The organism is Streptomyces sp. NBC_00459 (assembly GCF_036013955.1).
Taxonomy (GTDB): Bacteria; Actinomycetota; Actinomycetes; order Streptomycetales; family Streptomycetaceae; genus Streptomyces.
Genome location: NZ_CP107903.1, coordinates 1,439,256 through 1,464,368, shown reverse-complemented (window position 1 = coordinate 1,464,368; position 25,113 = coordinate 1,439,256). Strand labels below are relative to the sequence as shown.

Sequence of the window (25,113 nt, the reverse complement as noted above, 5' to 3'; positions counted from 1 at the left end):
TCGAAGGTGTGTGCGTGGAGCCCGCTGATAGGCTGGCCAATGGCTGCTGACCCCGTGCGGGAGAGTCCTCCGGAACCTCGGAGGGCGCCGAAGGAGCAAATCCTCCCCGGAATCTCTCAGGCCCCCGTACCGCACGGACGAGGTCACTCTGGAAAGAAGAGCGGTTGCCGACGGCTTCCGCTCTCACCGACGGTGAAAGCCGGTACGTCAGTGTGTTGGCGGCCCGGTGAAGCTCTCAGGTTGAGATGACAGAGGGGGAGGCCGTTCGGGCACCCGTGCCGTGGTGCCCCTCGAAGGTCGTGACGACCAGGAGGCCTCCGTAATGACCGCCCACCGCACTCCGCTCGCCGTACTCGAACAGGGAACGCCCTTCGAGCGGCGGCATATCGGGCCCGACCACGAGGACCGGGCCAAGATGCTCGCGCAGGTCGGATACGGCTCGCTCGACGAGCTGACGGCCGCCGCGGTCCCGGATGTGATCAGGAACGCCGACGCCCTCGACCTGCCGGCCGCCCGCACCGAGGCCGAGGTGCTGGCCGAGCTGCGGTCGCTGGCCGACCGGAACCAGGTGCTGGGGTCCATGATCGGGCTCGGGTACTACGGGACCTTCACCCCGCCGGTCATCCTGCGGAACGTGATGGAGAACCCGGCCTGGTACACCGCGTACACGCCGTACCAGCCGGAGATCTCGCAGGGGCGCCTCGAAGCGCTGCTGAACTTCCAGACGATGGTCGCCGACCTCACCGGGCTGCCCACCTCCGGGGCCTCGCTGCTCGACGAGGGCACCGCGGCCGCCGAGGCGATGGCGCTGTCGCGGCGCATGGGCAAGAACAAGAAGGGCCTCTTCCTCGTCGACGCGGACACCCTGCCGCAGACCATCGCGGTCATCCGGACGCGGGCCGAGCCGACCGGCGTCGAGGTCGTCGTCGCCGACCTGAGCGCGGGTATCCCGGACGAGATCGCCGGGCGCGAGATCAACGGTGTGCTCCTCCAGTACCCGGGTGCCTCCGGTGCCGTGCGGGACCTGAAGCCCGTCGTCGATCAGGCGCACGGGCTCGGTGCCGTGGTCACCGTCGCCGCCGATCTGCTTGCCCTGACGCTGCTCACCTCACCCGGTGAGCTCGGTGCGGACATCGCGGTCGGGACGACCCAGCGGTTCGGCGTTCCGATGGGCTTCGGGGGGCCGCACGCCGGATACATGGCCGTGCGCGAGCAGTACGCGCGCAGCCTGCCCGGACGGCTCGTGGGTGTCTCCGTGGACGCGGACGGGCACAAGGCGTACCGGCTCGCCCTGCAGACGCGCGAGCAGCACATCCGCCGCGAGAAGGCGACCAGCAACATCTGCACGGCCCAGGTCCTGCTGGCCGTGATGGCCGGCATGTACGCCGTCCACCACGGGCCCGAGGGGCTGCGGACCATCGCCCGGCGCACCCACCGGTACGCCACGATCCTCGCTGCGGGGCTGACGGCGGGCGGTGTCGAGGTCGTCCACGGGGCGTACTTCGACACGCTCACCGCGCGGGTGCCCGGGAAGGCCGGTGAGGTCGCCGCCGCCGCGCGCGAACACGGCGTGAACCTGCACCTCGTCGACGCGGACCGGGTGTCCGTCTCCTGCGACGAGACCACCACTCGGGCCCAACTGGGCGCCGTATGGGCCGCGTTCGGGGTCGAGGGCGACATCGAGGCGCTCGACGCGGGCGCCGAGGACACACTGCCGGACGCGCTGCTGCGCACCGACGACGTTCTCACCCACCCCGTGTTCCACCAGTACCACTCCGAGACCGCGATGCTGCGCTACCTGCGTCGGCTCGCCGACCGTGACTACGCGCTCGACCGGGGCATGATCCCGCTGGGCTCCTGCACCATGAAGCTCAACGCGACCACGGAGATGGAGCCGGTCACCTGGCCCGAGTTCGGCCAGCTGCACCCCTTCGCGCCCGCCGAGCAGGCGCAGGGTTATCTGACGCTCATCCGTGAGCTGGAGGAGCAGCTCGCCGAGGTCACCGGGTACGACAAGGTGTCGCTCCAGCCGAACGCCGGTTCTCAGGGCGAGCTGGCCGGGCTGCTCGCCGTACGCGGATACCACCGGGCCAACGGCGACGAGCAGCGCACCGTCTGCCTGATCCCGTCGTCCGCGCACGGGACCAACGCGGCCAGTGCCGTCATGGCCGGCATGAAGGTCGTCGTCGTGAAGACCGCCGGGGACGGTGAGATCGACGTCGAGGATCTGCGGGCGAAGATCGAGCAGTACCGGGACGAGCTTTCGGTGCTGATGATCACGTACCCCTCCACGCACGGTGTGTTCGAGGAGCATGTCGCCGACATCTGCGCCCAGGTGCACGAGGCCGGCGGGCAGGTGTACGTCGACGGGGCCAACCTCAACGCGCTGGTGGGGCTGGCCAAGCCGGGGCACTTCGGTGGGGACGTCTCGCATCTGAATCTGCACAAGACGTTCTGCATTCCGCACGGCGGCGGCGGCCCCGGGGTCGGGCCGGTGGGCGTGCGGGAGCATCTCGCGCCGTATCTGCCCAACCACCCCCTGCAGCCCGCGGCCGGGCCAGAGACGGGTGTGGGACCGATCTCGGCGGCGCCGTGGGGCTCCGCGGGCATTCTGCCGATCTCATGGGCGTACGTCCGTCTGATGGGCGGCGAGGGGCTCAAGCGGGCCACGCAGGTGGCTGTGCTGAGCGCCAACTACATCGCCAAGCGGCTGGAGCCGCATTACCCGGTGCTCTACACCGGGCCCGGTGGGCTGGTCGCGCACGAGTGCATCATCGATCTGCGGCCGATCAGCAAGGCGACGGGTGTGAGCGTCGACGACATCGCGAAGCGGCTGATCGACTACGGTTTCCACGCGCCGACGATGTCGTTCCCGGTGGCCGGGACGCTGATGATCGAGCCGACCGAGTCCGAGGACCTGGGGGAGCTGGACCGGTTCTGCGAGGCGATGATCGCCATTCGCGGTGAGATCGAGAAGGTCGGCGCGGGCGACTGGCCGACCGACGACAACCCGCTGCGGAACGCGCCGCACACCGCCGCCGCGCTCGGCGGGGAGTGGACGCACGCCTACACGCGCGAGGAGGCGGTCTTCCCGGCCGGGGTCTCGGCGGCCGACAAGTACTGGCCGCCGGTGCGCCGGATCGACCAGGCCTTCGGGGACCGGAACCTGGTCTGTTCCTGCCCGCCGCTGGACGCCTACGACGAGTAGGAGGGTCCGGGTTCGGTTCGCGGGAGTCGCCCGCGTCGGGGCAGTGGTCGGGCGGTGTCGAACCAGTCCGTCAGATTTCGGTGAGACGCGAGCGCATGAGAGACACGGTCCGAGGGGCCGTGTCTCTCGGCTGGTTCAGCGGCGCTTGTGGTGTCTGTGGCGCCGTTGTCGCAGTTCTTCCACCAGCCTTGCGTGAGCCGTGTCTGGTGGAGGCGCTGCGCTCGAACCCCGGACGGCTGCGAAGGCGGCTGGTCAGGCACGGGTGCTGAGGCAGGGCGCTGTCGGCTGCTGTTCGAGCCTTGCCCTGTGTACCTTCGTAGCGGGCCGCGAGGTCCGCACCTACGAGCGCAGCACTGCGCTGGCACCGTCCTCGCCCCTGCTGGGCGAGGCTGACCGGAAGGCACGCCGAACATGACCGGGCAACGCGACCGCTGGGCGGAACTGACCGGCGGACAAGCCGGCGAGGAGTACGCCCGGCGTTTCGCGCGGCTCGCCGAGTCGGGTCACGACATCCACGGCGAGGCCGCCTTCTGTGCCGCGCTGCTGAAGCCCGCCGCCCGGATTCTCGACGCCGGCTGCGGCACCGGCCGGATCGCGATCAGGCTCGCCGAGCTGGGCCACCACTGCACCGGCGTGGACGTCGACCCCTCGATGCTCGCCGTCGCCCGCCGCGCCGCTCCCACACAGGAGTGGCTCCTCGGTGACCTGGCCCGTCTGGACACACTCGGCCTGGACCCGGGCTTCGACCTGGCACTCGCCGCCGGAAACGTCATCCCGCTGCTGGCTCCCGGCACCGAGCCGGCCGTCGTCCGGCAGCTGGCCGCCGTACTGCGTCCCGGCGGGCTGCTGGTCACGGGCATGGGACTGGACGCGGCACACCTGCCCCTGCCGGAACCGCCGGTGACTCTCGCAGAGTTCGACGACTGGTGTGCCGAGGCCGGACTGACCCTGCGGCAGCGTTACGCGACCTGGAGCGGCGATCCCTACCACCCGGGCTGCGGCTATGCCGTCAGCGTGCACTCCGGCTCCACCGCGTGAGACCAGATCAGAGGGGTACGGCAGGATCACGAGGAGTAGTCACCCTCGGACATGCGTCGGGGCCGGTTCGCAGCAGGTGTCTGCGGGCCGGCCCCTCTTCGTCCGTTCAGCTGTTCGGGCAGTCGCTCCTGACGCCGGGAGGCTGCCCTTCGTCCGTGTGCGTGGCCGTCAGGCAGCCGTCATCACCACCGGTCGGTGCGGGGCGATGATCTGGCCGTCGGGCAGGAGCTCACCGGTGTCCTCGAAGAGGAGAACGCCGTTGCACAGCAGGCTCCATCCCTGTTCCGGGTGGTGCGCCACGAGGCGGGCGGACTCCCGGTCGGTGGAGTGAGCTGTCGGGCACGGTGGCTGGTGCTGGCACATTGATGGGATCTTTCGCTCTGTCGTGGAGTGTGAGATGGCTGTGGTGTCTGTCCTGCGGCTCGAAGTACTGCTCATGGCCGCTCCCCGTTGTGATAAATCGGTTCGAACCCAGTGTTGCCCCACGGGCGTCAATCCGCAGGTATTTAGCCGCACCGCTTCTCACAGGTTCAAGACGCATCACCCGGGCGGACGGTTCAGCCCAACTGGGCTGTCCCTTTGGGTGGTTCCTGATGGCCGGATAGGGCTAGTCCGGACGGGACGCAAACCCTTAATGGCTCGTACGAGCGTAATGACGCGCGAAAGAGCGGCGTGCCCCGGCGTCGGGAATTCGACGACGGGGCACGCGGGAATACGGAGAGTGCTGTGTCGTGTGCGGTCAGGCGGGGGAACTCAGCAGCGGGGCCGGAGTCACCCGATGGGTCAGGACGGGGAGCAGTTCGGCGACCCGGTGCGGACGGTGGGCGGCGATGCCCGGCGGGGCCGGTGCCAGCGGGACGAGCAGGTCGGTCGCGGCAAGACGGCCCTCGGCTCCGTCGGCGGTGATGTCGCCGTGCAGCCAGAGCGTGAGCATGTACAGCTCGGGGACGGACAGCAGGCGCGCCTGGTAGGGCTGCTTCATCGTCTCGGCCTGGCGCAGGGCGCGCTCGGTGGAGGCGATGTAGGGACCTTCGAAGAAGTGCGAGAAGGCCCAGCCGTCGGGGGTCAGCATGGTCTCGGCCGCAGCCACCGCGCGGTCTCCGGAGCGGATCAGGAAGCGCCACCCGGTCAGCCGGGTGGTGGACGTGCCCGCGGGGGTTATCCGGTCCAGGACATGCACGGGCAGCGGGAGTTCCGGGGTGGTGGGCCCCTGGGCGTTGCGGAGGGACGGGGTGCGGGCCTCGCGGACGGCGGTGGGGGAACCGAGTGCTGTGAGGACGGTGCGCAGTGCGGGCGCGGGAGCCGGGGGAACATGCAGGGGCATGGTGGAACGCCTCTCATTCGACAGGCACGGTGGCGCGAGGGCGGGGGCGGACGGCGCTGTCAGCTCTCGAAGTCTCGGGGCCGAAGAGGCGGGGGCCGGGTGCGCTGACGGGGCGCGGCCTGCCGGACGTCACCTGGACGGCAGGACCCAGGACCTGGGCGCCGACTCTCTGCCCTTGTTCGCGGAGTTTATACGACACGTGTTCTGACTATGTTTCGTCTAACTGTTTTCCGCGTGAAGAGCAAGGGTCTGTTCAGTCGGCGTTGCGAGGTGTTTCTACCGATTCCCGGCCGGTCGGACAGCGATGACCTCGGTGGACGTGCCGACGGCGGTCGGCCAATTGTCGTCGGCGTTTTTCACGAGTTCGCAAGTGCGCGAAACTGTCGGGTCGTCCCGGCCTGAAACCGTCTGCGACGCCATGCCGGGCGAATGTGCCGCCGGTCACCTCGGCCAGCGTAGCGGGTGACGGGAACACGCAGGGCGTTATCGATCGCGTTTGGTGGGCACTATCCCACGTGACCCGGGACATCAGCGGCCGGATCTTCGGCCCGCCCATTCGAGGAGGGACACTCCGATGGGGGAGAAGGTCGTGGCGGGGCCGTTCGACCTGTCCGATCGCCGGCGCTACCGCACCAAGCTCCGGCAGTGTCTGACGGGGCTGGAGCGACTGCTGGCCGAGAAGCGGTTCGACCGCCCCAAGAATCTCCTGGGGCTGGAGATCGAGCTGAATCTCGTCGGGCCCGACGGCATGCCGAAAATGATGAATGGGCAAGTACTCGAAAGGATCGCCAGCCGAGATTTCCAAACAGAACTCGCCATGTTCAATCTGGAAGTCAACATTGCCCCCCATCGCCTCGCGGGCCGCGTATTCGACCGCCTCGCCGAAGAACTCCGTACGTCACTGGCATATGCCCACCGGAAAGCGAACGAGGTGGACGCGGGGATCATGATGATCGGCATTCTGCCGACGCTCGAACGGGACGACCTGGTCTCCTCCAACCTTTCCGAGGTCGACCGCTACGCCCTGCTCAACGATCAGATCGTGGCAGCCCGCGGTGAGGAGTTCACGCTCGACATCGACGGCGTGGAGCGCCTCTCGTGCACGTCGAAGTCCATCGCTCCGGAGGCGGCCTGTACCTCCGTGCAGCTGCATCTGCAGGTCACGCCGGCGCGGTTCGCCGATGTGTGGAACGCGGCGCAGGCGATCGCCGCCGCGCAGGTCGCGATCGGGGCCAACTCGCCCTTCCTGTTCGGCCGTGAGCTGTGGCGGGAGTCGCGGCCCCCGCTGTTCACACAGTCCACGGACACACGCCCGCCGGAACTCCAGGCGCAGGGAGTGCGGCCGCGCACCTGGTTCGGGGAGCGGTGGATCTCGTCGGCGTACGACCTCTTCGAGGAGAACCTGCGTTACTACCCGGCGCTGCTGCCGATCTGCGACGACGAGGACCCGCTCGGCGTCCTCGACGCCGGGGGTGTGCCGAAGCTCGGCGAACTGGTGCTGCACAACGGCACCGTGTACCGCTGGAACCGTCCGGTCTACGGCATCGCGGACGGCGTTCCGCATCTTCGCGTCGAGAACCGGGTGCTGCCCGCCGGGCCCACGGTCACGGACGTCATCGCCAACGCGGCCTTCTACTACGGGGTCGTCAGGGCGCTCGCCGAGGAGCCCCGGCCGGTGTGGACCCGGCTGCCCTTCGAGGCCGCCGCCGCCAACTTCGACGCGGCCTGCCGGTACGGCATCGACGCGCGGCTCCGGTGGCCCCGGGGCGGGCGGTTCGGTGGCACGGCGGAGGTCGACGCCGTGCATCTCGTACGGGACGAACTGCTGCCGCTCGCCGCGGCCGGCCTCGACGCCTGGGGGGTCGAACCCGCCGACCGGGACCTGTACCTCGGGGTGATCGAGGAACGGTGCCGGCTTCGGGCCAACGGAGCGTCCTGGCAGGCGGCCACCTTCCACCGGGCGCTGGAGAAGGGGCTGTCCCGGGAAACCGCGCTGGCCGCGACCACCCGGCGCTACAGCGAGCTGATGCACCTCGGGGAGCCGGTGCACACCTGGCCCGTGGGGCTGCCGGAACCGGTGCCGCTGGGGTGATCGCCCGGCGAGAACGAGTGCCGTCGCGATGGCCCCCGTGCGGCGGTCGGCGCGTGCACGGGGGGCACCCGCGCTCTCCTCAGGTGGATCGGGCAAGCTGTGACGTCCCATGACGGTGGTGTCCCGCCCTGGTCAACAGCACACGTGATGCGGGACAGCCGTATGAGCTGAATCGGCAGCACGGGCCGTATGACAGGGAAGGTGGAGGCACGCCGGAAGCGGCGGGACTACACAACTGGAGGCAGGAGTGCAGGTGGAGACGGGCGCGGTGGCTGGTTCCGTTCCTGAGGAGCGGCCGTCGCGACGGACTCTCCGGGACGAGACGCTGTTGGTTCTGGGGCTGTCACTCGGGGCGAGCGGTGTCTCGGCCCTGATCAGCTTTGTCGGGTCGGTCACGAAACCGGGCGGCCTCAAGGACCAGGCGGCCACCCTCAACGCCTCTGCGGCGCCGGGTCGGCCATGGCTGGATCTCGCCTGGCAGCTCTTCGGCATCACGACGTCGCTGGTACCGGTCGCCCTGGTCGCGCACTTCCTGCTGCGCGAGGGGAAGGGGCTGCGCACGCTGGGCTTCGACCGCACCCGGCCCTGGCCCGACCTCGGCCGCGGGGCCGCCGTCGCGGCGGTGATCGGCAGCAGCGGAATCGCCTTCTATCTGGCGGCCCGCGAACTCGGTTTCAACCTCACGGTGGTGCCGGAGGCGTTGCCCGAGGTGTGGTGGAAGTACCCGGTGCTGATCCTCTCGGCGGTGCAGAACGCCGTACTGGAGGAAGTGATCGTCGTCGCGTTCCTGCTGCGCCGACTGCGCCAGTTGGGGTGGACCCCGGGGACGGCACTGGTGGCCAGTTCCGTACTGCGCGGGTCGTACCACCTTTACCAGGGCATCGGCGGGTTCATCGGAAACATGGTGATGGGGGTGGTGTTCGTGTACCTCTACCGGCGGTGGGGCCGGGTGGGGCCCCTGGTGGTGGCGCACTCACTGCTCGACATCGGGGCGTTCGTGGGGTACGCGCTGCTGGCGGGGAAGCTGCCCTGGCTGCCCACGGCGTGAGCGGCCGGGCGAGGGGCGTACGAGGTTTCGTACGCCCTTCCGTCTGCCCTCAGACGAGCAGTTCGCCGTCGATGGTGGTGACCGCTCGGCCGGTGAGCAGGGTGCGGTCGCCGCGGAGCTCCGTGCGGACCAGGCCGGTGCGGGCGGAGGCCTGGAGGCCGGTGAGGTCCGGGCGGCCGAGACGCTCGGACCAGTAGGGGGCGAGAGCGGTGTGGGCGCTGCCGGTGACCGGGTCCTCGTCGATGCCGATCCGGGGGAAGAAGCAGCGCGAGACGAAGTCGTAGCCCTCGGCGGGGTTGTCCGCGCGGGCGGTGGCGATGACGCCGCGTTCCGAGTGGGCGACGAGGGCCTTGAGATCGGGGGTGAGGCCCAGGACCGTCTTCTCGTCGGCGACCTCGATCAGCAGGTCGTTGATGTTCGGGCCGGTGTCGAAGGCCGCGAGCGGCTCGGCGCCCAGGGCCTCGGCGACCCCGGCGGGCGGCTCGACGCGGGTCAGCGGGGCGGTCGGGAAGTCGAGGGTGATCGAGCCGTCCTCGCGGGGTGCCGCGATGAGGACACCGCTGAGGGTCGCGAACCGTACCGGTCCCGAGTGGGAGCCGGTGGTGTGCAGGACGTGGGCCGTGGCGAGCGTGGCGTGGCCGCACATCGCGACCTCGGCGGCCGGGGTGAACCAGCGCAGTGCCCAGTCGGCCTCGCCGCCCTCGGGCAGACGGTGGGCGAACGCCGTCTCGGCGTGGTTGACCTCCAGGGCGATCCGCTGGAGCCGGGCGTCGTCCGGGAAGCCGTCGAGGAGCATGACGCCGGCCGGGTTGCCGGCGAACGGGCGGTCGGTGAAGGCGTCGACGATTCGAATGCGCATGGGACGACGCTAGACGGGTGGCGGGGTGGGGGACCAAGGCCAATTCCCGGGTGCTGGACCTGGTTCGAGGCCGACCGGGTGGGTCGGGTGCGTCGGGTGTGCTCAGTGTGCGAGGGGGTGTCGTCCGCCGGGCGGCGTGGGGCGTCAGGCGGCCGGTCGTACCAGGCCGGACTCGTATGCGAAGACCACCGCCTGTACGCGCGCGCGTGCGCCGATCTTGGTGAGGATGCGGCTGACGTGGGACTTCACCGTGGTCGGTGAGATCGACAGTCGGGTGGCGATCTCGGTGTTGGACCAGCCGGCGGCGACCGCGGTGAGGACGTCGCGTTCGCGCCTGGTGAGCGCGCCGAGCTCGCTCTCTCGTTCCAGAGAGCCGAAGGTGCGTTCGTGCCGGACGGTGTCGATGAGCGCGCGGGTGAGGCTGGGGGTGGTGACGGCGTCCCCGGCGGCCACGATACGGACGGCCGCGGTCAGTTCCTCAGGGGTGGCGTCCTGGGGAAGGAACCCGCCTGCTCCGGCGCGCAGGGCCGCGTAGGCGTGCTGTTCGTGGCCGGTGGGGGTAAGGACCAGCACGCGCGGGCGGTGGTCTGCGGCTCTCGCGGGCTCGGAGACCGGCAGCAGGGTGGTGGACCGGCTGATGCGACGGATGACGTCGACGCCGTCCGTGTCGACCACCTGGCTGTCCATCAGGACGACATCGGGCCCGAACGCGGCGCTCATGCGAACAGCTTCGGCGCCGCTCGTCGCCTCGCCGACGACGGTCAGGTCGGGCTGGGCAGCGAGGAGCATGCGCAGTCCGAGACGCTGCAGGGAGTGGCGGTGTACGACGAGTACGGAGGCCATGGGGGGCACTCTCCTTGTACGAAACTGTTTCGTTCACTTCGTTGTTCGTCAGCCTAGCTCTTCGTGCTATCGAAACGTCATCGTTTCTACTGTGGCCTGGGTCACTTCTTTGCGGGGGTTGTCGTGCGAGCTATTCCGATATATCGTTGACGCATCGCGACAGATCAACGACAAGACAACGAATGGAGTGGTTGCGATGCGTTCCCATGGAGAGGAATTCGGTCCGGGCTTCGGTCCCGGACACGGACACGGTCATGGCGGCCCCCGAGGCTTCGGCCGGGGCGGCTTCGAGGGGCGGCGAGCCGCCTTCGGTCCCTTCGGGCCCGGATTCGGCGGTCCCGGCGGTCCTGGTGGCCCTGGTTTCGGCCCGGGTCCCTGGGGCGGGCGCGGAGGCAGGGGCGGACCGCGGGGCAGGGCGCGGCGCGGTGACGTCCGCGCGTCGATCCTGGCCCTGCTGAAGGACCGGCCCATGCACGGCTACGAGATGATCCAGGAGATCGCCGAGCGCAGCGGAGGGGCGTGGAAGCCCAGCCCCGGCTCGGTCTACCCCACCCTTCAGCTGCTGGAGGACGAGGGCCTGATCGCCAACGAGAGCGAGGGCGGCAAGAAGCTGTTCGCGCTCACCGAGTCCGGTCGCACGGCGGCCGGCGAGGGCCCCGACGCACCCTGGGAAGAGGCCGGACGCGGCGTCGACTGGGAAGCGCTGAACGACATCCGCCAGGCCGGCTTCGGTCTGATGGAGGCCTTCGGCCAGGTCTGGAAGACGGGCAGCAAGGAACAGCGCGAGAAGGCGCTCACGGTGATCAACGAAGCGCGCAAGAAGCTGTATCTGATCCTCGCCGACGAGGACTGATGGGTCGCCCTCGGAGACGGGCCCGCCTCCGGCGGCACGTCCCCCAGTGCGCAGGGGCACCCCGCGGAAGTGTCCGCGGGGTGCCTCTGTGTTGCCGTACGACGCTTGCTGACGGGCTCAGATCACCAGGCCGGCCAGCTTGCGCAGGGACTCGTTCAGGGCGGCCGTCCCCGAGTCCTTCAGTTTGCCGGCCATCAGGGAGACGGCCGCGCCGGTGAACTCGCCGTCGATACGGACGGTCGTGGCGTCGCCGTCGGGCGTGAGGGTGTAGCGCGTGGCGACCATCACCGCCATCGGGCCCTTGCCCCTGATCGCCAGTGTGCGAGCCGGTTCCAGCTCCTCGATGGTCCAGTCGACCTCGGCCGGGAAGCCCATCAGCTTCATGTTCTCCTCGAAGGTGCCGCCGACCTCCAGTGCGGAGGGGCCGCCCTTCGGGAAGCTCGTGTGGGTCGCGTTCCAGGCTCCGTACGCCGACCAGTCCGTCAGCTGCGCCCAGATCTTCTCCGCCGGTGCCTGGATGTGTGCCTCCGCGCTTATTTCGGCCATGCGACCACCTCTGTGTCTCGGGCTGCGGTGTCGCGGAACGTAGCCGCAAGGGCTGGAACATTCAATACTGACGGGTCGTCAGAAAAAGTCGGCACGGGTTCAGCCCACCTGATGTATGACCGCCGCGTCGAACAGGTCCCACGCGCGCGGGAAGGGGCCTTCGTCGTGACAGTGCCACGCCTCCCAGAACAGGTCGGCGAGCAGCGCGTCCTCGGGGGCGTATACGCGGTACACGTACTGTCTGCCGTCCGTGGCCGGCAGCGCCACCAGCCAGCACCTGCTCTCCATGTTGGAGTGGGACGTGCGAGCGGGTGCTCCGGTTGCGCCCGGGGCGCACGGAATGAGGGTGCGCGCCCCATGCGTCGGCTTCGTGCCGGAGCGGCGTGATGTCCTCCCTAGGGAGGAGATTCCACGCTCGATGCCCACCTTCCGTGGGACGCGGAAATGATGCGTCGCGAGGATGACCGGATCCGCTGGGACTGATGGGGTGGGGGTGTGCAACCCCGTATCCCCCGGCAGTCGACCACAGAGCACGGTGCGAACCGCGTGGACAACGATGCCAGGCTCACCTCCGAGCTGGCAGCGGTGGTCGCCGGTGCGCGCAGAAGGGCACTGCGGGACGGGGACCGGCAGATCGACACGGCCCATCTGCTGCACACGCTCCTGGAGTCCGATTCCGAGGTGCGCGCGGTGTTCGAAGGCGGAGATCCGCAGGTCGCGCGGCTGCTCGGCTATCTCGTGCAGCGCAGCATCGGCTACGGACTGCGCTGGCAGGGCTCGGTCGAGGACTCCGGGGCCCTGCCCGTGCTGCCGGGGGCGGTGCATACGGCGGGCTGGTCACCGGTCGCGGCGGGCGCGCTGGAGGAGGCGTGCGAGCGGGCCGGGCGACGCGGTGACGCACAGGCCCGAGGCACCGATCTGCTCGCGGCGATCGTCGCGGATCCGCAGTCCCGGGCCGTCGAGGTGCTGCGACGGGGTGGAGTCGAGCCGGGGGAGCTGCCGGCTCGGCTGCTGCAGGTCGAAGCGATCGCGGCGGCGGCGTGCGAGGAGTACGCCGGGGGCCTCGACGGCGTCGGCTGAGGCGCGGGGTCCGCTCGACGGAGCCCGGAGGCCCGTCCAGTCGATGAGACAGGTGTCATCGGGGGTGACGGTCATGTCGTCGCCTGTCATCATGTGCCGGTGCGTACGTCAGGGAGCGGTGGGGTCGGTCGGGGCAGGGGCGTCGGGCTCGGACTCGCGCTGGTGTCGGCGGTCGCGTTCGGCGGCTCCGGGGTCGCGGCCAAGCCGTTGATCGAGGCGGGCCTCGATCCGCTGCACGTGGTGTGGCTCCGTGTGACGGGTGCGGCCCTCGTGATGCTGCCGCTGGCCGTGCGGCACCGTGCGCTGGTGCGTCGGCGGCCCGCGCTGCTCGCCGGATTCGGGCTGCTGGCCGTGGCCGGCGTCCAGGCCTGCTACTTCGCCGCGATCTCCCGCATCCCCGTCGGGGTCGCCCTGCTCGTCGAATACCTCGCTCCCGCCCTTGTGCTCGGCTGGGTGCGGTTCGTGCAGCGGCGGCCCGTGACCCGCGCCGCCGCGCTGGGTGTCGTCCTCGCGGTCGGCGGGCTCGCCTGTGTCGTCGAGGTGTGGTCCGGGCTGAGCTTCGACGCCGTGGGGCTGCTGCTCGCGCTCGCGGCCGCCTGCTGCCAGGTCGGCTACTTCGTCCTGTCCGACCAGGGCAGCGACGCGGGCGACGAGGCACCGGACCCCCTCGGGGTCATCGCGTACGGACTCCTGGTCGGCGCCCTCGTGCTGACCGTCGTGGCGCGTCCGTGGCGCATGGACTGGTCCGTGCTCGCGGGCAGCGCCCACATGGACGGCACGCCCGTCGCGGCCGGGCTGCTGCTGGGCTGGCTCGTGCTGGTCGCCACGGTTGTCGCGTACGTCACCGGTGTGCTCGCCGTGCGGCGGCTCTCGCCGCAGGTCGCCGGGGTCGTGGCGTGTCTGGAGGCGGTCATCGCGACCGGGCTCGCCTGGGTGCTGCTGGGCGAGCATCTGTCGGCGCCGCAGATCGTCGGGGGCGCGGTGGTGCTCCTGGGCGCGTTCATCGCGCAGTCGTCGGCACCCGCCAAGGGGTCGGCGGAGCCGGTCGCCCGGGGACCCGAAAAGGATGTGGCGGACCGTCGTACCGCCGCATAGGGTCGCGATCATGCACGCACACGCACTCGTCCTGCCGCCTCCGGCCGCCTGAGGCGGGCTCTCCGGAGAACGTGTCCGACGTATCGCCGTCGGGCTGAACGGTGCTGCCCGCAGACGACGTCCGAGGACCCTTGGAATTCGCCCCTGAGAGGGCCCGGGTCCTTTCGTCAACTTCCGTGTGGGGGCGGCCTTTCGGCCGGTCTCCGCGCGGCTGCGGAGAGACTCTCGTGTCGAACACTGATTCCGGCCTGCCCATCGGGCGAGGCCTGCTCCTCCTGACCGTCGCCGGTGCCGCCTGGGGCACCGCGGGCGCCGCCGCCTCCCTCGTCCACCGGGTGAGCGACATGGGCCCCGTCGCCTTCTCCTTCTGGCGCTGCGCGGGCGGCTTCGCGCTGCTGTTCCTCGCCCGGTCGCTGCGTCGCCGTACGGCCGTCAGGCCCGAACCGGGGCGCCGGAAGGCCCTGCGCGCCATTGTCACCGGCTGCTCGCTCGCCGTGTTCCAGACGGCGTACTTCGCGTCCGTCCAGGCCACCGGTCTCGCGGTCGCCACCGTCGTCACACTGGGCGCCGGACCCGTCCTCATCGCGCTGGGCGCCCGGCTGACCATGGGCGAGCGGCTGGGGGCGGGCGGGATCGTCGCCGTCGCCGGTGCGCTCACCGGGCTCACGGTGCTGGTGCTGGGCAGTGGCGGGGCCCAGGTGCGGGCGTCGGGTCTCGCATGGGCCACGGTGTCAGCGGTCGGGTACGCCGTGATGGCCCTCCTCACCCGCTGGTGGGGGCGCGACGGTACAACGGACGCGTTCGGTACGTCCGTCAGGGCCTTCGGGGTCACGACGATCTGCCTGCTGCCCTTCGGACTCGCCGAGGGGCTGTTCCCGCACACCGGCGACGGCCTGCGGTTCGCCGGGCTTGTGGTGTACGTCGCCGCCGTACCGACCGCCCTGGCGTACGGGCTGTACTTCGCCGGGGCGGCCGTCGTCCGATCGGCAACCGTATCCGTGGTCATGCTGCTGGAACCGGTGAGCGCGGCACTCCTCGCCGTCACTCTGCTCGGCGAGCGGCTGACGCCGGCGACCGTCGTGGGCACCCTGCTGATGCTGGGCGCGGTGGCCGGGCTCGCGGTGGCGGAGGCGCGGGGTGCCGGTGCGGACGGGGGTGTGGAGCGGCGGGCGGAGCCCGGAGGGGCGTTCGGCTGAGGCTCAGTCGCCCTGCGAGGTGCCCGTCGCCTCGCCGATCGTGTCGAGTTCCGCGATGGCGTCCGCCGGCAGCGTCAGGTCCGCGGCGGCGATGTTCTCGCGCAGGTGGGCGCGTGAGGAGGTGCCGGGGATGAGGACGATGCTCGGCGAGCGCTGGAGCAGCCAGGCCAGGGCGACCTGCTGGGGTGAGGCGTCGAGACGGGCGGCGACGTCGGTCAGGGTCCGGGACTGCAGCGGGGTGAAGCCGCCGAGCGGGAAGAAGGGGGCGAAGGCGATGTTCTCCGCCGCGCACCGCTCGACCAGCGCGTCGTCCCCGCGGTTGGCCAGGTTGTAGAGGTTCTGCACGGTGACGACCGGGGCGACGGCCTGCGCCTCGGTCAGCTGGTCGGCGGTGACCGAACTGAGCCCGAGGTGCCGGATCAGGCCTTCCTTCCGGAGCTCGGCCAGTACCCCGAACTCCTCGCCGAGCGGCGTCGAGCCACTGACCAGGTCCGTGCCGACGCGCAGGTTCACCACGTCGAGCACGTCCACGCCGAGGTGCCGGAGGTTGTCGTGGACGGCCGACTTGAGGCTCTCGGGGTCCAGCGCGGGCAGCCAACTCGCGTCGGCGCCGCGGCGGGCGCCCACCTTGGTCACGATGCGGAGATCGGCCGGGTAGGGGGAGAGGGCTTTCCTGATGAGTTCGTTGACGACCGTGGGCCCGTAGAAGTCGCTGGTGTCGATGTGGGTGATGCCCCGGTCGACGGCCTCGCGCAGCACCGCCACGGCCTCGTCGGGGTCCTTGGGCGGCCCGAACACATGGGGCCCCGCCAACTGCATGGCGCCGTACCCCATGCGGGTCAGGGTCAGGCCCTCGGCGGGGGTGAGGGTTCCGCCGGAGACGGTGTGGGCCATGGTGGTGCCTTTCGTCGCGTACCGCTGCGTTGGAATTGCTGTCGTCGTTCGCTGTTGCCGTCCGGGGGCCGACTCTGCCGCGATCGGGGCACGGGTGGCAGTACCCCGCTGTTCCTGGGAGCGACAGGGACACCCACATCCCGAGCCGCCCGATCTACGGTGGTGGGCATGGACGCCAACAACGTGCTCGGAGAGTTCCTGCGGGCCCGCCGGGAGCTGGTCCGGCCCGAGGACGTCGGGCTCAGCGGCGGCGGTCTGCGGCGGGTGCCCGGGCTGCGCCGCGAGGAGGTCGCGACGCTCGCCGGGATCAGTTCCGACTACTACCTGCGGCTGGAACAGGGACGGGACCGCAATCCGTCCGCCCAGGTGCTCGAAGCGCTGGCCCGGGTACTGCGTCTGGACGCCGACGCGACCCGTCACCTGGTCGGCCTGGCGGGGCCCGGGCGGCGGCCCGCGTCACGCGGGCGGACGGCGAGGCCGACGCCGGTGCCGACGAGTATCCGGCAGCTCATCGACGGCTGGCCCACGAACCCCGCCTATGTGCAGAACCAGTACGCCGAGGTGCTCGCGGTGAACGCCCTGTACAGCGCACTGGCGCCCCACCATGTCCCTGGCGTGAACCTGCTCCGAACCGTGTTCCTCGACCCCGGCGAGCGCGAACGGCACCGGGACTGGGAGGACCTGACCGCGGGGGTTGTCGCGAGCTTGCGCGCGCGAGCCGGTGCCGATGTCGACGATCCGCGTCTGGTGGAACTGGTCGGGGAACTGTCCCTGCGCAGTGAACGCTTCCGGTCGCTCTGGGCCCGCCACGACGTCCTCCCCATGCGCGCACGCGTCAGCAGGATGACCCACCCCCAGGTGGGCGACCTCGACCTGTACTGCGACAAGCTCGACGTCGGCGGCTCGGACGGCCTCACCCTCGTCGTCTTCCACGCCGAGCCCGGCAGCCGGAACGCGGAGCTGCTGGGGCTGTTGGGCAGCCTCAACGCCCCGCAGTCCGAGGGCCACATGAACATCGGCGAACAGCACACGGACGCGCCGCACGTCGACGAGAAGAGCATCGACGGACAGTGAGGTCCGCTCCGGCTACAGCCCCCGCCTGCGCCGCTGAACCGCCAGCGCCCCCGCGTCCCGTGGGCCGCCCCGCGCCGCCAGCCCTGCCGCGATACGGTCCTGGACCTCCGTCGGCCTCTTCTCGGCGTACTTGAACTTGGCCCGTACGTCCGTCACTTCGAGCCTGATGCCGCGGATACCGGCGAGCATCCGCCCGTACGGCGCCTCGGTCGCCGCGACCCGCGCCGAGCCGCCTTCCGGCTGGAAGTGGCTCACCTGGCGGTTGAGCAGGGCGGCCTTCTCCGCCGGGTCGTCCACGACGTGGGCGGTGCAGCGGAGTTGGACCGCCGCGTAGAGGCTCGTCGGGGTCCCGTGCTCGGACGGAACGTCCGGCGCGGCCTGCCACGGTCCCGGGACGAACGTGTAGTCGTCGACCACGCTGAGCAGGACGACCGGGTTCCTTTCCAGCGCGGGCCAGATCGGGTTGGGGCGGGCCAGATGGGTCACCGCCTCGGCGCGCTCGGCGTCGTACGCGAAGTGCAGCGGCTGGACGTACGGCGCCTCGCCGGGCAGGCCGTTGACGGCGAGCTGGCCGAAGTCGTGGGCGGCCAGCCACTGTTGCCATTCCGCGTCGTCGCGCGGCGCGTCCCACGGGTGGATCAGCATCGGGATCAGTGGGCACTGAGGTAGTCGGGGAGCTCGGTGCCGGGTGTCAACTCCTTGTCGGCGACCGGGGCTTCGTAACCCTTGCGCAGGGGGATCACGCCGGCCCAGTGGGGGAGCGTGAGGTCCTCGGGCTCGTCGTTCACCCCGCCCGTGCGCGTCTTCGCGGAGACCTCGGTGAGGTCGATGCGGATCACGGCGGTGGCGGCCAGTTCCTTGGCGTTGGCGGGCCGCGAGTCGGCAGAGCGGCCGGCCACGACGTTGTCGACCAGGACGTCCAGGGCCAGACGCTTCTCGTCCGGGTCGGTCACCTGATGGGCGATGCCGTGGACGACCACCGAGCGGTAGTTGATCGAGTGGTGGAAGGCGGACCGGGCCAGGATCAGCGCGTCGACGTGCGTGACCGTCAGGCAGACCGGCAGGCCGGGGTCGGGCCGACCGGTCATCCGCAGCGGGCGCGAGCCCGTCGAGCCGTGCACATAGAGGCGCTCGCCGAGCCGCGCGTACAGCGTCGGCAGCACGACCGGTGCGCCGTCACGGACGAAGCCGAGGTGGCACACATACCCCTCGTCGAGGATCGCGTGCACCGACTCCTTGTCGTACGAAGCCCGGTTGGCCGAGCGGGTCGGGACCGTGCGGTCGGTCGGGGCGTAGGTGCCGACGGGGGGTGTCCGGGATGGCTGGTGGTCACCCTGCGGTGCCGTCGGCGTCGTTTCCTGTACGGCGTGCTCCGTGCTCTGCGCGTCCTGTGTGGTCCCCGACATCGCGGTCTCCTTGCGATCCATATTGCACTAGTGCATAATCGGTGTTGTGCTAGGAGAATATCCGATCGAAGGTCGGGGCGCAGCAGAGATTTCCGCGAGCGTGGAACGCGCTGTGGGTGCCGGGGAGCTGGAACCCGGTCAACTGCTGCCACCCATGCGGGAGTTGGCGGAGCGGCTCGGGGTGAATCCCAACACCGTCGCCGCCGCCTATCGCACGCTGCGTGAACGCGGGGTCATCGAGACCCATGGGCGGCGAGGCAGCCGGGTGCGCTCCAAACCGGCCACCACCGGGCGCGAGTACATCCGGGTGGAGGTGCCGTCCGGTGTGCGGGACGTCGCGCACGGCAACCCCGATCCGGCACTGCTGCCGTCACTCGCGGCGGCGTTCGCGGCGGCGGGCGAGCAGGGCGACCGGACTCCGGTGCTCTACGGGGACGCCACCGTGGAACCGGAGTTGGCCCGCATCGCCCGCGCCGACCTCGACGCGGACGGTGTGCCGGACGGGCCCATCGGAGTCACCTCCAGTGCGCTGGACGGCATCGAGCGTGTCCTCGCCGTACACCTCAAGCCCGGTGACACCGTCGCCGTCGAGGACCCCGGGTGGGGTGGGCTGCTGGACCTGGTGCCGGCGCTCGGGCTGCGCATGGTCCCGGTGGGCGTCGACGACGAGGGGCCGCTCGCCGAGGACGTACGGCAGGCGCTGGCCGCCGGGGCGCGGGCGCTGATCGTCACGGACCGGGCGCAGAACCCGACCGGGGCCGTGTTGAGCGCCACGCGCGCGCGAGCCCTGCGTTCCGTGCTCCGCGAGCACCCCGAGATCCTGCTCATCGAGGACGACCACGGCTACCGGATCGTCGACCAGCCCCTTCACCCGCTGGCAGGGGTCACCCGGCACTGGGCGTTCGTCCGCTCGGTCGCCAAGGCGTACGGCCCCGATCTGCGCCTCGCCGTCCTCACGGGGGACGCCGTCACCGTCGACCGGGTCCTGGGGCGGCAGCGACTCGGGCCGGGCTGGGTCAGCCGGCTGCTGCAACGGGCCGTCGTGCGGCTGTGGGCCGATGGCGCGCTGGACGCGCGCGCGGTGGCCTCGGCGTACGGGCGGCGCCGGGACGCGCTGATCGACGCGCTCGCGCAGCGCGGGATCGCGGCCCGTGGCCGCAGCGGACTGAACGTGTGGATCCCCGTCCCGGACGAGACCGGCGCGGTCGCCCGGCTGCTGCACGCAGGCTGGGCCGTCGCCCCCGGAGCGCGCTTCCGGATGAACGCCCCGTCCGGTATCAGGGTGACCGTCGCGACGCTCACCCGGGCGGAGACGGGTCCCTTGGCGGACGCGATTGCCTCGGCGGTGGGACCGGCGTCGGCGCGGACCTACGTCTGAGACGGTCCGGCGAAGGCGACCCGCGGTGGCGTGGAGGTGTGACGCTCTGCGGCGCCGCCGCGCAGGGGCGCCGACGGCGGCGGACGGACGAACCAGCAGGCGTTCCACCGAAGTTGCTGCGACCGGCGCGGCGCGGATCTACGTCCGAGGCCCGGACCTGCGGTAGCGGGGGCCGGTGCGGGAACCTGCCTGGGTGAGTGCCGCCCCGGCCAGCACCACCGCCGCGCCCACCGGGGTCGACCAGGTCAGGGTCTCGCCGAGCAGGGTGACGCCCGCGACCGTGGCGATGACCGGGATGAAGTACGTGACCATCTGGGCGGTCGTCGGGCCCGTCTCGGCGACCAGGCCGTACTGCAGCAGCATCGCTACGCCTGTGCCCAGTGCGCCGAGCGCGACGATCGCGAGCAGCGGCCCGACGGGGAGGCCGTCGGGTATCCCGGTGAACAGTGCTGTGACCACGGCCAGTTGCAGGGTGGCCAGCAGCAACTGAGCACCGCTGAGGGACAGATGGGAGTGGCTGGCGCCCGCCAGTGTGCGGCGGACGTAGATCCAGCCGACCGGGTAGCTGAGCGAGGCCAGCAGCGCCAGTGCCGTGCCCGACGCGTCCAGGCCGTGGAAGCCCTGCCAGGCGCCGAGGACGGTCAGCACACCTATGAAGCCCAGGCCGAGACCGGCCACCCGCACCCGCGTCGGACGGTCCTCCGAGAGTGCGACCAGGGACAGGGCCATGCCCCACAGCGGCGAGGTCGCGTTGCAGATGCCGGCGAGTGTGGACGGGATCGTCAGCTCCGCGTACGCGAACAGCGAGAACGGCAGCGCGTTCAGCAGGAACGCGGCGACCGCGAGGTGCCCCCACGTGCGCGCGCCGCGCGGCAGCCGCTCCCGCTTCACTGCAAGTGCCGCCACCAGAACCGCCGTACCGAAAAGCAGTCGGCCGAAGGTGACCTGGAACGGTGCGAAGCCCTGTGTGCCGACCTTGATCAGCAGGAAGCTGAAGCCCCAGATCAGGGACAGCACACCGAAGCGGATGCGCCAGTCGAGGGCGGGGCGGCGACCGGCCTGGGCGGACGTGGATGTGGGTGTGTGCGTGGGAGCGGGTGCTGGTGTCGTGGGCTTCGGGGCGCTGAGGCGGCTCATGGGTGCCACGATCCCGGAGTCGATCTCGTAGCACAAGCGAGCATGTGTTCGCCATATCTCGTAGTATCGCTTACATGTTGAACCTGGAGCGCCTGCGCACCCTCGACGCCCTCGCCCGGCATGGCTCGGTCAGCGGGGCGGCCGAGGGGCTGCATGTGACGACGTCGGCCGTCTCGCAGCAGATGTCAAAGCTGGAGCGGGAGGTGGGGCAGCAGCTCCTCGCCAAGAACGGGCGGGGCGTGCGGCTCACCGACGCCGGGCGGCTGCTCGCGGACCATGCCGCACGCATCCTCTCCCAGGTCGAGCTGGCCCAGTCCGATCTGGAGGCGCAACGCGGGCAGGTGGTGGGCGAGTTGCGGCTGTCGGCGTTCCCTACCGCAGCGCGCGGACTGTTCCCGGCCGCGCTCGCGGCCCTGCGTGCGGAGCATCCCGGGTTGCGGTTGCGCTCGTGCGAGCTGGAACCGGAGGCCGGGGTCGCCGGGGTGGTGCGCGGCGACCTGGATCTGGCGGTCGTGCTCGACTGGTACAACAAGCCGATGCCGCTGCCCGACGGTCTGGTGAAGGCGGCGATCCTCGACGATCCGGCGGACGTGGCGATGCCGGTCGCTCATCCGCTGGCCGAGCGGAGCGAGGTGGACCTCGGGGAGTTCGCCGAGGACGAGTGGATCACCTGGGGCGAGGGCGAGTTCTGCCACGAGTGGCTGATGTTCACGCTGCGTTCCAAGGGCGTCGAGCCGTGCGTCGGTCATCGTGCGGCGGAGACGCATACGCAACTGGCGTTGGTCGCGGCGGGACTTGGTGTGTGCATCGCGCCGCTGCTGGGCCGTGATCCGGTGCCTGCCGGAGTCGTCACCGTTCCGCTGCGGCAGCGTGTGCGGCGGCACGTGTACGTGGTCTGGCGTGCGGATGCCGACCGGCGGCCGTCGATTCGTGCGGCGGTCGAGGCGCTGCGGGTGGCGGGGCGGGGGGTCGGGGGGTGAGGTGCGCTCCGCGGGTTCGGCGGGTGGGGGTGCGTGTCCCTGGGGGTTCGCCCCCGCCGCCCCTGCCCGGCCCGTCCCTGGGGGCTGTGCCCCCAGACCCCCCTTCGGCCCTGAACGGGCCTCGTCCTCAAACGCCGGACGGGCTGGGGGTGCCGGACGGGGTGGATGGTGGCGGGAGGGCCGGATGGTGTGGCCCGTTACTGGGGTGGGAGTTTGCGGAAGTCCCAGGAGACGGTCTTCTCCGGGGTCAGGCGGATCCAGGCGTGTCTGCCGTCGTGCGGCATCTCGTCCAGTCGGAAGTTCTTGCGGGCGAACAGCGTTTCCGGGACGTCCAGTTCGGCGCGCAGTTCCCCGGTGCGCGGTGACTCGCCGACGAACTCGACGGCGCCGGACAGCTCGACGCCGCGCAGTTCGTCGTACTCCTCGCCCGTGTCGACGACGATCGCGACCCGCGGGTCACGGCGCAGGTCGGTCCAGCGCTTGCTGCGGACCACCGAGTACAGCCACATCGAGGTGCCGTCCCAGGCGAACCACAGCGTGCTCACATGCGGAGCGCCCCCGGCCGACACGGTGGCGACCCGGCAGGTGCGCTGGGTCGTCAGGAACTCGTCCAGCTCGCCCGGCGTCATCATGATCTTCCGGCCCCGGCGCTGAGTCACCGTCATGCGATCCCCCTCTTGCTCTCTTACGTCAGAAAAGAATATGGGCTGCCTTCCACCCGCACGCGACGGACGTTAGTCTCGCCCGCCCACCCGTACGGTCCGCGACCAGGGAGCGCCATGCCGTCGTACGAACAGCTCAGCGAACTCCTCGACCCCGCGACCACTGTCCTGCTCACCGTCGAGTGCCAGCAGGGCGTCGTCGGACCGGACAGCGCCCTGCCCGAACTCGCCGGGGAGGCACGGTCGTCGGGGGCGCTCGCCCAGGTCGCCAGGTTGGTCGCCGCCGCCCACGAGACCGGTGTCCAGGTCATCCACGCCATCGCCGAACGCCGTCCGGACGGTCGGGGCGCGAACCACAACGCCCGTCTGTTCCGGGCCGCCGCACGGCTCCCCGTCCAGCAGCTCTCGGGCACCACGGCGGTGCGCGTCGCACCGCCGATCGAGGTGGCGGACGAGGACTTCGTCGTACGGCGGCTGCACGGCCTGTCGCCGATCCAGGGCACCGACGTCGACGCCCTGCTGCGCAACCTGGGCTGCCGCACACTGATCGTGACCGGGGTCTCGGCCAACGTCGCGATCCCCAACGCCGTGTTCGACGCCGTGAACCGCGGATACACCGTCGTCGTGCCCGGGGACGCCATCGCGGGGGTGCCCTCCGACTACACCCCCGCGATGATCCGCAACACGCTCGCGCTGGTCGCCACGGTCGCGACCACCGACGAGGTGCTGGCCTGCCTCAAGCGGCCTCGCCGCACCGGGCGGGAGTGAGGTCCAGGGTCACGCGAGCGTGATGGAGTCCCCGGACACCTTGATCGACTCGGCGGCCAGCGCCTCGGTCGCCGGGCCCTTCTTCACACTGCCGTCCGCGACCGAGAACTCGCTGTTGTGGCACGGACAGGTGATGACACCGTTGGTGATGCCCGTCACCGCACAGCCCGCGTGCGTGCACTTCGCCGAGAACGCCTTGTAGGTGCCCGCCGTCGGCTGCGTGACCACCACACCCTGGTCCTTGAAGATCTTGCCGCCACCCTCCGGGATGTCGGAGGTCTTCGCGAGGGCGGTGCCGGCGGCCGCGCCCTGTTCGGTGGCCGAGTCGGCCGGGTCGTCCTCCGACCCGCACGCGGTCAGCGCGACGGTGAGACCCGCCGCGCCGGCTGCCGCCATGACCGTACGACGAGCCGGTCCCGATACGGGCTGAAGCGAGGCGCTGCTCATGCTGGCGTTTCCTTCCGCAGGCGTTTCCTGATCCGTACGAAGATACGAACCCTGCACGCGCGCCGTTCAGGCGGTACGGGCATCCGGCCGCGAACGCCCCGGCAACCTGGGTCGACGCCCAAGGAAGTCATCCCGATCCGCTGCGTCACGCCCCTCGCGTGAGAGCGGTTCGGGCACAGAGGACGGTGAGGCAGCGGGGCGTACCGTGCGTCGGGGACAGCGGCGTCGGGTCAGCGCAGCGACTGAACGGCGTAGAGGATCCCGAGCGCTGCCGCCAGGGTGCCGAGCAACAGCTTGAGCGCGGTCTCGGGTACGCGTGGCTGCAGACGGGCGCCGAGGTAACCGCCGAGCAGGCCACCGAGACCGCAGGCCAGACCCAGGTACCAGTCGGGGGCGACATCACCGGAGCCGGTGAGGGACAGCAGCGCGAACGATGCGGCGCCCGCCAGTGACGTGGCGAAGGTGGAGGCGAGGGCAGCCGGGGCGACCTGGCTGACGGGCAGGCCCCGACCGACGAGGAGAGGGCCGAGGATCGAGCCGCCGCCGATCCCGTAGATTCCGCCGACGACACCGACGACGAGAGCCAGTCCGGTGACGGTACGAGGAGAGGGTTCCGCGATCGGGACGCTCCGGGCGGGCCGTAGCGTGCGGGCGACAAGCCACAGGCCCAGCGGCGTCAGCAGGGCGGCGACCAGCAGACGGAAGACGGTCGCCCCCGGAACGGCGAAGACCCGCACCACGGCCCCGATGATCACGCCGGGCAGTGTCCCGGCCACCAGACGGCGGGTCAGGGGACTGCCGAGGAGGCCGCCATGCCGGTAGCGCAGCAGCGCGCCGGGTCCGGCCACCACGTTGAACAGCAGGTTGGTGGGAGTGACCGCCGGGCTCGGCACACCGAACACGCTCAGTTGGACGGGCAGGAGGAACACCGCGCCGGAGACACCGACCGGAGCTGTCACCACCGCGATCAACAGGCCGACGGCCAGACCGTACAACTCCGGTGACCATGCCACTGCGGCCCCTCGATCGTTCGGACGTCCGCTCGGACATGACCAGTGACCATTCTGCCGTCGGGCCATCGATGCCCGATGCCGAAGCAGGACCGGCCGTCGGCGCGCCTTCCGATGCTGGGGTGCGGGGTGAGGGACGACCTCCCTCTCCGTGTGACGTGTGCCATACCCCCGC

General features: G+C 70.9%; 25 protein-coding genes and 1 riboswitch. Of the genes, 12 read left to right on the top strand and 13 right to left on the bottom strand.

Annotated features, from left to right (window positions below; all coding sequences use genetic code 11):
• Positions 1 to 47 precede the first annotated feature (47 nt).
• Positions 48 to 142: riboswitch (glycine riboswitch) on the top strand.
• A 180-nt stretch (positions 143 to 322) separates the two neighbouring features.
• Entirely contained in the window at positions 323 to 3,208 is a 2,886-nt protein-coding gene (gene gcvP, locus OHN74_RS06265) for an aminomethyl-transferring glycine dehydrogenase (protein WP_327693543.1), read from the top strand.
• A gap of 411 nt (positions 3,209 to 3,619) precedes the next feature.
• A complete protein-coding gene (locus tag OHN74_RS06260; protein ID WP_327693542.1) occupies positions 3,620 to 4,246 on the top strand; it encodes a class I SAM-dependent methyltransferase in 627 nt (208 codons plus the stop codon).
• Positions 4,247 to 4,414: 168 nt separating this feature from the next.
• On the opposite strand, the gene OHN74_RS06255 is transcribed toward OHN74_RS06260, so the two are convergent.
• Both OHN74_RS06255 and OHN74_RS06250 read right to left on the bottom strand, forming a co-directional pair.
• Complete coding sequence (locus OHN74_RS06255; protein ID WP_327693541.1) at positions 4,415 to 4,609, bottom strand: DUF5999 family protein; 195 nt, start codon at positions 4,607 to 4,609, stop codon at positions 4,415 to 4,417.
• A 376-nt stretch (positions 4,610 to 4,985) separates the two neighbouring features.
• Entirely contained in the window at positions 4,986 to 5,570 is a 585-nt protein-coding gene (locus tag OHN74_RS06250; RefSeq protein ID WP_327693540.1) for a hypothetical protein, read from the bottom strand.
• A gap of 574 nt (positions 5,571 to 6,144) precedes the next feature.
• Here OHN74_RS06250 and OHN74_RS06245 point away from each other — a divergent pair.
• Positions 6,145 to 7,662, top strand: coding sequence for a glutamate--cysteine ligase (locus tag OHN74_RS06245; protein ID WP_327693539.1), 1,518 nt, complete (start codon positions 6,145 to 6,147; stop codon positions 7,660 to 7,662).
• Positions 7,663 to 7,909: 247 nt separating this feature from the next.
• Positions 7,910 to 8,710, top strand: a complete 801-nt coding sequence (locus OHN74_RS06240) for a CPBP family intramembrane glutamic endopeptidase (protein ID WP_327693538.1) — start codon at positions 7,910 to 7,912, stop codon at positions 8,708 to 8,710.
• Positions 8,711 to 8,759: 49 nt separating this feature from the next.
• Here the strand turns inward: OHN74_RS06240 and OHN74_RS06235 are convergent, their stop codons facing one another.
• A complete protein-coding gene (locus tag OHN74_RS06235) occupies positions 8,760 to 9,569 on the bottom strand; it encodes a PhzF family phenazine biosynthesis protein (protein WP_327693537.1) in 810 nt (269 codons plus the stop codon).
• 144 nt (positions 9,570 to 9,713) lie between these two features.
• Positions 9,714 to 10,412 carry a response regulator transcription factor gene (locus OHN74_RS06230; RefSeq protein ID WP_327693536.1) on the bottom strand — a complete coding sequence of 233 codons (699 nt, stop codon included), beginning with the start codon at positions 10,410 to 10,412 and terminating at the stop codon, positions 9,714 to 9,716.
• Between the two features lie 196 nt (positions 10,413 to 10,608).
• Here OHN74_RS06230 and OHN74_RS06225 point away from each other — a divergent pair, with 196 nt between their 5' ends.
• A complete protein-coding gene (locus tag OHN74_RS06225; protein WP_327693535.1) occupies positions 10,609 to 11,265 on the top strand; it encodes a PadR family transcriptional regulator in 657 nt (218 codons plus the stop codon).
• Positions 11,266 to 11,382: 117 nt separating this feature from the next.
• On the opposite strand, the gene OHN74_RS06220 is transcribed toward OHN74_RS06225, so the two are convergent.
• Both OHN74_RS06220 and OHN74_RS06215 read right to left on the bottom strand, forming a co-directional pair.
• The gene (locus tag OHN74_RS06220) at positions 11,383 to 11,811 is read right to left on the bottom strand and encodes a type II toxin-antitoxin system Rv0910 family toxin (RefSeq protein ID WP_327693534.1); all 429 of its coding nucleotides are present in this window, start codon (positions 11,809 to 11,811) and stop codon (positions 11,383 to 11,385) included.
• 99 nt (positions 11,812 to 11,910) lie between these two features.
• Positions 11,911 to 12,099, bottom strand: a complete 189-nt coding sequence (locus OHN74_RS06215) for a hypothetical protein (RefSeq protein ID WP_327693533.1) — start codon at positions 12,097 to 12,099, stop codon at positions 11,911 to 11,913.
• Between the two features lie 207 nt (positions 12,100 to 12,306).
• On the opposite strand from OHN74_RS06215, the gene OHN74_RS06210 reads away from it, so the two are divergent.
• The 3 genes from OHN74_RS06210 to OHN74_RS06200 all read left to right on the top strand — a co-directional run bounded on the left by OHN74_RS06210 (position 12,307) and on the right by OHN74_RS06200 (position 15,182).
• Positions 12,307 to 12,891: a Clp protease N-terminal domain-containing protein gene (locus OHN74_RS06210; protein WP_327693532.1), complete on the top strand. Its 585-nt coding sequence runs from the start codon at positions 12,307 to 12,309 to the stop codon at positions 12,889 to 12,891.
• Positions 12,892 to 12,984: 93 nt separating this feature from the next.
• The gene (locus OHN74_RS06205; protein ID WP_327693531.1) at positions 12,985 to 13,986 is read left to right on the top strand and encodes an EamA family transporter; all 1,002 of its coding nucleotides are present in this window, start codon (positions 12,985 to 12,987) and stop codon (positions 13,984 to 13,986) included.
• A gap of 227 nt (positions 13,987 to 14,213) precedes the next feature.
• The gene (locus tag OHN74_RS06200; protein ID WP_327693530.1) at positions 14,214 to 15,182 is read left to right on the top strand and encodes a DMT family transporter; all 969 of its coding nucleotides are present in this window, start codon (positions 14,214 to 14,216) and stop codon (positions 15,180 to 15,182) included.
• A gap of 3 nt (positions 15,183 to 15,185) precedes the next feature.
• Here the strand turns inward: OHN74_RS06200 and OHN74_RS06195 are convergent, their stop codons facing one another.
• Positions 15,186 to 16,076, bottom strand: a complete 891-nt coding sequence (locus OHN74_RS06195) for an oxidoreductase (RefSeq protein ID WP_327693529.1) — start codon at positions 16,074 to 16,076, stop codon at positions 15,186 to 15,188.
• 168 nt (positions 16,077 to 16,244) lie between these two features.
• Here OHN74_RS06195 and OHN74_RS06190 point away from each other — a divergent pair, with 168 nt between their 5' ends.
• Entirely contained in the window at positions 16,245 to 17,150 is a 906-nt protein-coding gene (locus OHN74_RS06190) for a helix-turn-helix domain-containing protein (RefSeq protein ID WP_327693528.1), read from the top strand.
• 12 nt (positions 17,151 to 17,162) lie between these two features.
• Here the strand turns inward: OHN74_RS06190 and OHN74_RS06185 are convergent, their stop codons facing one another.
• On the bottom strand, positions 17,163 to 17,795 hold the full coding sequence (locus OHN74_RS06185) for an FMN-binding negative transcriptional regulator (protein ID WP_327693527.1): 633 nt from the start codon (positions 17,793 to 17,795) through the stop codon (positions 17,163 to 17,165).
• Between the two features lie 5 nt (positions 17,796 to 17,800).
• Complete coding sequence (locus tag OHN74_RS06180) at positions 17,801 to 18,556, bottom strand: pyridoxamine 5'-phosphate oxidase family protein (protein ID WP_327693526.1); 756 nt, start codon at positions 18,554 to 18,556, stop codon at positions 17,801 to 17,803.
• A 46-nt stretch (positions 18,557 to 18,602) separates the two neighbouring features.
• On the opposite strand from OHN74_RS06180, the gene OHN74_RS06175 reads away from it, so the two are divergent.
• Positions 18,603 to 19,934 carry an aminotransferase class I/II-fold pyridoxal phosphate-dependent enzyme gene (locus tag OHN74_RS06175; protein WP_327693525.1) on the top strand — a complete coding sequence of 444 codons (1,332 nt, stop codon included), beginning with the start codon at positions 18,603 to 18,605 and terminating at the stop codon, positions 19,932 to 19,934.
• 138 nt (positions 19,935 to 20,072) lie between these two features.
• Here OHN74_RS06175 and OHN74_RS06170 read toward each other — a convergent pair whose 3' ends face one another.
• Entirely contained in the window at positions 20,073 to 21,107 is a 1,035-nt protein-coding gene (locus OHN74_RS06170) for a DMT family transporter (RefSeq protein WP_327693524.1), read from the bottom strand.
• 38 nt (positions 21,108 to 21,145) lie between these two features.
• Between OHN74_RS06170 and OHN74_RS06165 the strand changes: the two genes are divergently transcribed.
• On the top strand, positions 21,146 to 22,051 hold the full coding sequence (locus tag OHN74_RS06165; protein ID WP_327693523.1) for a LysR family transcriptional regulator: 906 nt from the start codon (positions 21,146 to 21,148) through the stop codon (positions 22,049 to 22,051).
• Positions 22,052 to 22,248: 197 nt separating this feature from the next.
• On the opposite strand, the gene OHN74_RS06160 is transcribed toward OHN74_RS06165, so the two are convergent.
• Positions 22,249 to 22,716, bottom strand: coding sequence for a pyridoxamine 5'-phosphate oxidase family protein (locus OHN74_RS06160; protein ID WP_327693522.1), 468 nt, complete (start codon positions 22,714 to 22,716; stop codon positions 22,249 to 22,251).
• Between the two features lie 114 nt (positions 22,717 to 22,830).
• Between OHN74_RS06160 and OHN74_RS06155 the strand changes: the two genes are divergently transcribed.
• Complete coding sequence (locus tag OHN74_RS06155; protein WP_327693521.1) at positions 22,831 to 23,481, top strand: cysteine hydrolase; 651 nt, start codon at positions 22,831 to 22,833, stop codon at positions 23,479 to 23,481.
• 9 nt (positions 23,482 to 23,490) lie between these two features.
• Here the strand turns inward: OHN74_RS06155 and OHN74_RS06150 are convergent, their stop codons facing one another.
• Positions 23,491 to 23,928, bottom strand: a complete 438-nt coding sequence (locus OHN74_RS06150; protein WP_327693520.1) for a Rieske (2Fe-2S) protein — start codon at positions 23,926 to 23,928, stop codon at positions 23,491 to 23,493.
• Between the two features lie 230 nt (positions 23,929 to 24,158).
• Positions 24,159 to 24,941 carry a sulfite exporter TauE/SafE family protein gene (locus OHN74_RS06145; protein ID WP_327693519.1) on the bottom strand — a complete coding sequence of 261 codons (783 nt, stop codon included), beginning with the start codon at positions 24,939 to 24,941 and terminating at the stop codon, positions 24,159 to 24,161.
• Positions 24,942 to 25,113: the final 172 nt, after the last annotated feature.

Excerpts from the sequence above, each read along its gene's own strand:
- OHN74_RS06160 (WP_327693522.1), bottom strand. The coding sequence starts at position 22,716 with ATGACGGTGACTCAGCGCCGGGGCCGGAAGATCATGATGACGCCGGGC.
- OHN74_RS06220 (WP_327693534.1), bottom strand. The coding sequence starts at position 11,811 with ATGGCCGAAATAAGCGCGGAGGCACACATCCAGGCACCGGCGGAGAAG.
- OHN74_RS06150 (WP_327693520.1), bottom strand. The coding sequence starts at position 23,928 with ATGAGCAGCGCCTCGCTTCAGCCCGTATCGGGACCGGCTCGTCGTACG.
- OHN74_RS06250 (WP_327693540.1), bottom strand. The coding sequence starts at position 5,570 with ATGCCCCTGCATGTTCCCCCGGCTCCCGCGCCCGCACTGCGCACCGTC.
- OHN74_RS06245 (WP_327693539.1), top strand. The coding sequence starts at position 6,145 with ATGGGGGAGAAGGTCGTGGCGGGGCCGTTCGACCTGTCCGATCGCCGG.
- OHN74_RS06180 (WP_327693526.1), bottom strand. The coding sequence starts at position 18,556 with ATGTCGGGGACCACACAGGACGCGCAGAGCACGGAGCACGCCGTACAG.
- OHN74_RS06195 (WP_327693529.1), bottom strand. The coding sequence starts at position 16,076 with ATGGCCCACACCGTCTCCGGCGGAACCCTCACCCCCGCCGAGGGCCTG.
- OHN74_RS06165 (WP_327693523.1), top strand. The coding sequence starts at position 21,146 with ATGTTGAACCTGGAGCGCCTGCGCACCCTCGACGCCCTCGCCCGGCAT.
- OHN74_RS06255 (WP_327693541.1), bottom strand. The coding sequence starts at position 4,609 with ATGTGCCAGCACCAGCCACCGTGCCCGACAGCTCACTCCACCGACCGG.
- OHN74_RS06190 (WP_327693528.1), top strand. The coding sequence starts at position 16,245 with ATGGACGCCAACAACGTGCTCGGAGAGTTCCTGCGGGCCCGCCGGGAG.
- OHN74_RS06185 (WP_327693527.1), bottom strand. The coding sequence starts at position 17,795 with ATGCTGATCCACCCGTGGGACGCGCCGCGCGACGACGCGGAATGGCAA.
- OHN74_RS06235 (WP_327693537.1), bottom strand. The coding sequence starts at position 9,569 with ATGCGCATTCGAATCGTCGACGCCTTCACCGACCGCCCGTTCGCCGGC.
- OHN74_RS06215 (WP_327693533.1), bottom strand. The coding sequence starts at position 12,099 with ATGGAGAGCAGGTGCTGGCTGGTGGCGCTGCCGGCCACGGACGGCAGA.
- OHN74_RS06230 (WP_327693536.1), bottom strand. The coding sequence starts at position 10,412 with ATGGCCTCCGTACTCGTCGTACACCGCCACTCCCTGCAGCGTCTCGGA.
- OHN74_RS06225 (WP_327693535.1), top strand. The coding sequence starts at position 10,609 with ATGCGTTCCCATGGAGAGGAATTCGGTCCGGGCTTCGGTCCCGGACAC.
- OHN74_RS06260 (WP_327693542.1), top strand. The coding sequence starts at position 3,620 with ATGACCGGGCAACGCGACCGCTGGGCGGAACTGACCGGCGGACAAGCC.
- OHN74_RS06155 (WP_327693521.1), top strand. The coding sequence starts at position 22,831 with ATGCCGTCGTACGAACAGCTCAGCGAACTCCTCGACCCCGCGACCACT.
- gcvP (WP_327693543.1), top strand. The coding sequence starts at position 323 with ATGACCGCCCACCGCACTCCGCTCGCCGTACTCGAACAGGGAACGCCC.